This is a genomic window from Vulcanococcus sp. (assembly GCF_044369115.1).
Classification (GTDB): Bacteria; Cyanobacteriota; Cyanobacteriia; order PCC-6307; family Cyanobiaceae; genus Vulcanococcus.
This window is the reverse complement of the sequence record NZ_JBIPMN010000292.1, coordinates 1-4,321: the sequence shown is the minus strand read 5'-3', so window position 1 is coordinate 4,321 and position 4,321 is coordinate 1. Positions and strand designations below refer to the sequence as shown.

The window sequence follows — 4,321 nt, the reverse complement described above, 5'->3', positions numbered from 1 at the left end:
GGCCACCTCACTGATTCCCTTCCTCGAGCACGACGACGCCAACCGCGCCCTGATGGGCTCGAACATGCAGCGCCAGGCTGTGCCGCTGCTGCGCCCTGAGCGTCCGCTGGTGGGTACCGGCCTGGAAACCCAGGTGGCCCGCGACTCGGGCATGGTGCCGATCACCACCGTGAACGGAACGGTGGCCTACGTGGATGCCACCGCCATCGTGATCCGCGATGAAGAGGGCAACGACCACACCCACTATCTGCAGAAGTACCAGCGCTCCAACCAGGACACCTGCCTGAACCACCGCCCGATCGTGAAGCTGGGCGACCCGGTCATCGCTGGACAGGTGCTGGCCAACGGTTCGGCCTGCGAAGGCGGCGAGATCGCCCTCGGCCAGAACGTGCTGATCGCCTACATGCCCTGGGAGGGCTACAACTACGAGGACGCGATCCTGGTGTCAGAGCGCCTGGTGCGCGACGACCTCTACACCTCGGTGCACATCGAGAAGTACGAGATCGAAGCGCGTCAGACCAAGCTCGGTCCGGAGGAGATCACTCGCGAGATCCCCAACGTTGCCGAAGAGAGCCTGGGCAACCTCGATGAGATGGGCATCATCCGCGTGGGCGCCTACGTGGAGAGCGGCGACATCCTGGTGGGCAAGGTGACGCCGAAGGGCGAATCCGACCAGCCCCCGGAAGAGAAGCTGCTGCGCGCGATCTTCGGTGAGAAGGCCCGCGATGTGCGCGACAACTCCCTGCGGGTGCCCAGCACCGAGCGCGGCCGCGTCGTCGACGTGCGCATCTACACCCGCGAACAGGGCGATGAGCTGCCGCCCGGCGCGAACATGGTGGTGCGGGTCTATGTGGCGCAGCGCCGCAAGATCCAGGTGGGCGACAAGATGGCCGGCCGCCACGGCAACAAGGGCATCATCAGCCGCATTCTTCCCCTGGAAGACATGCCCTACCTGCCCGATGGCAGCCCCATCGACATCGTGCTCAACCCCCTGGGTGTGCCGAGCCGGATGAACGTGGGTCAGGTGTTCGAGTGCCTGATGGGCTGGGCCGCTTCACACCTGGATTGCCGGGTGAAGGTGGTGCCGTTCGATGAGATGCACGGCCCCGAAACCTCGAAGAACACCGTGCAGGCGTATCTGGAGGCGGCCAAGTCGCAGCCCGGCAAAGACTGGGTGTACGACCCCGAGAATCCCGGCAAGATCCAACTGATCGATGGCCGTACTGGCGAAGCGTTCGACCAACCGGTCACCGTGGGCTACGCCCACATCCTCAAGCTGGTGCACCTTGTCGACGACAAGATCCACGCCCGCTCCACCGGTCCCTACTCGCTGGTGACCCAGCAGCCCCTCGGCGGTAAAGCCCAGCAGGGCGGCCAGCGTCTGGGTGAGATGGAAGTGTGGGCCCTCGAGGCCTACGGCGCCGCCTACACCCTGCAGGAACTGCTCACCGTCAAGTCCGACGACATGCAGGGCCGCAACGAAGCGCTCAACGCCATCGTGAAGGGCAAGCCCATCCCGCGCCCCGGTACCCCCGAGTCGTTCAAGGTGCTCATGCGCGAGTTGCAGTCCCTCGGTCTCGACATCGCGGTGTACACCGACGCCGGCGAGGAAGTGGATCTGATGCAAGACATCAATCCCCGCCGCAGCACCCCCAACCGGCCCACCTACGAATCCCTCGGCGTCGCGGATTACGACGACGACTGATTGCTGATCGATCCGGACCACCCGAACGGGTGACCGTCTGATCCCTTCTGTTTCCTCCGACCCCCGCGCGCTTCACGGCCATGACCAACAGCAATCTCCGCACCGAGAACCACTTCGACTACGTCAAGATCACCCTCGCTTCGCCGGAGCGGGTGATGCAGTGGGGGCAGCGCACGCTGCCCAATGGTCAGGTGGTGGGCGAGGTGACCAAGCCCGAAACCATCAACTACCGCACGCTCAAGCCGGAAATGGACGGCTTGTTCTGCGAAAAGATCTTTGGCCCTTCCAAGGACTGGGAGTGCCACTGCGGGAAGTACAAGCGGGTGCGCCACCGCGGCATCGTTTGCGAGCGCTGCGGCGTGGAGGTGACCGAAAGCCGCGTGCGCCGGCACCGCATGGGCTTCATCAAGCTGGCGGCCCCGGTGTCGCACGTTTGGTATTTGAAGGGCATCCCCAGCTATGTGGCGATCCTGCTCGACATGCCCCTGCGGGATGTGGAGCAGATCGTTTACTTCAACTGCTACGTGGTGCTCGATGCGGGCGACCACAAAGACCTCACCTACAAGCAGCTGCTCACCGAAGACGAGTGGCTGGAGATCGAAGACGAGATCTACGCCGAAGACTCGGAGATCGAAAATGAGCCCACCGTGGGCATCGGCGCTGAAGCGCTGAAGCAGCTGCTGGAGGACCTCGATCTGCCGGTGGTGGCTGAGCAGCTGCGCGAGGAGATCGCCGGGTCCAAGGGTCAGAAGCGCGCCAAGTTGATCAAGCGCCTGCGCGTGATCGACAACTTCATCGCCACCGGCGCTCGTCCTGAGTGGATGGTGCTGGATGTGATCCCGGTGATCCCGCCCGACCTGCGCCCGATGGTGCAGCTTGATGGCGGCCGCTTCGCTACCTCCGATCTCAACGACCTCTACCGCCGCGTCATCAACCGGAACAACCGGTTGGCCCGTCTGCAGGAGATCCTCGCCCCTGAAATCATCGTCCGCAACGAGAAGCGGATGCTGCAGGAGGCCGTCGACGCCCTGATCGACAACGGCCGCCGCGGCCGCACGGTGGTGGGCGCCAACAACCGCCCGCTCAAGTCACTGAGCGACATCATCGAGGGCAAGCAGGGTCGCTTCCGTCAGAACCTGCTCGGTAAGCGCGTCGACTACTCCGGTCGTTCCGTGATCGTGGTGGGTCCGAAGCTGAAGATGCACCAGTGCGGTCTGCCCAAGGAGATGGCGATCGAGCTGTTCCAGCCGTTCGTGATTCACCGCCTGATTCGCCAGAACATCGTTAACAACATCAAAGCCGCCAAGAAGCTGATTCAGCGTGCCGATGATGAGGTGATGCAGGTGCTGCAAGAGGTGATCGAAGGGCACCCGATCCTGCTCAACCGTGCTCCGACCCTGCACCGCCTCGGCATTCAGGCCTTCGAGCCCAAGCTGGTGGATGGTCGCGCCATTCAGTTGCACCCGCTGGTGTGCCCCGCCTTCAACGCCGACTTCGACGGTGACCAGATGGCTGTGCACGTGCCCCTGGCGATTGAGGCCCAAACCGAGGCCCGCATGTTGATGCTGGCAAGCAACAACATCCTCTCGCCCGCCACGGGCGATCCGATCATCACCCCGTCGCAGGACATGGTGCTCGGTGCCTACTACCTCACCGCTGAGCAGCCCGGTGCCGCCAAGCCCGACTTCGGCGATCGCAGCCGCACCTTCGCCGGCCTGCGCGATGTGTTGGCCGCCTTCGATGAAAAGCACCTCACCATGCACGACTGGGTGTGGGTGCGCTTCAACGGTGAAGTGGACAGTGAAGACGAGGCCAAGGAGCCGATCAAGCAGGAAACCCTCAGCGATGGCACCCGCATCGAGCAGTGGAACTACCGCCGCGATCGCCTCGATGACGACGGCGCCCTGATCAGCCGTTATGTGCTCACCACCGTGGGCCGCGTGGTGATGAACAGCACGATTATTGACGCGGTGGCAGCCGCCTGAGATCCCGGACGTTTCCCCCCTTCCTTATTCCTCTTCGCGCGCAGCCATGACCGCCACTCCCTCCAAGAAGACCAAGAAGACCAGCAAGAAGGCCGCAGCTGAAGCTCCGGCACCCGTGCTCGGCGCCTCCGCGCCCCTGAGCAAGGCCGCTCCGGTGTTCCGCAACCGCACGATCGATAAGAAGCAGCTGCGGAATCTGATGGCGTGGGCCTACAAGAACCACGGCACCGCTTCCACTGCATCGCTGGCCGATGAGCTGAAGGATCTGGGTTTCCACTACGCCACCCAGGCCGCCGTCTCGATCTCCGTCGACGACCTGCGCATTCCGGGTGAAAAGGCGCGCCTGCTGGAGGAAGCCGAGCAGCAGATCACCGATACCGAAGAGCGTTATCGCCTTGGTGAGATCACCGAGGTGGAGCGTCATACCAAGGTGATCGACACCTGGACGGAAACCAACGAGCGTCTGGTTGAAGAAGTCAAAAAGAACTTCAACGAGAACGATCCACTCAACTCGGTGTGGATGATGGCCAACTCCGGCGCCCGGGGAAACATGTCCCAGGTGCGTCAGCTGGTGGGCATGCGCGGCCTGATGGCCAACCCCCAGGGCGAAATCATCGACCTTCCGATCCGC

At 63.5% G+C, this 4,321-nt stretch carries 2 protein-coding genes and 1 pseudogene; all 3 read left to right on the top strand.

Annotated elements, in window-relative coordinates; genetic code table 11:
- Positions 1-1,705, top strand: a 1,705-nt coding sequence (locus ACIQ2E_RS15275; protein WP_398332365.1) for a DNA-directed RNA polymerase subunit beta, incomplete at its 5' end; no start/stop codon positions are given.
- An 80-nt stretch (positions 1,706-1,785) separates the two neighbouring features.
- Positions 1,786-3,690: a DNA-directed RNA polymerase subunit gamma gene (locus ACIQ2E_RS15270; RefSeq protein WP_398332363.1), complete on the top strand. Its 1,905-nt coding sequence runs from the start codon at positions 1,786-1,788 to the stop codon at positions 3,688-3,690.
- Between the two features lie 46 nt (positions 3,691-3,736).
- Positions 3,737-4,321, top strand: a pseudogene (gene rpoC2, locus ACIQ2E_RS15265) (DNA-directed RNA polymerase subunit beta'); the annotation flags it as partial.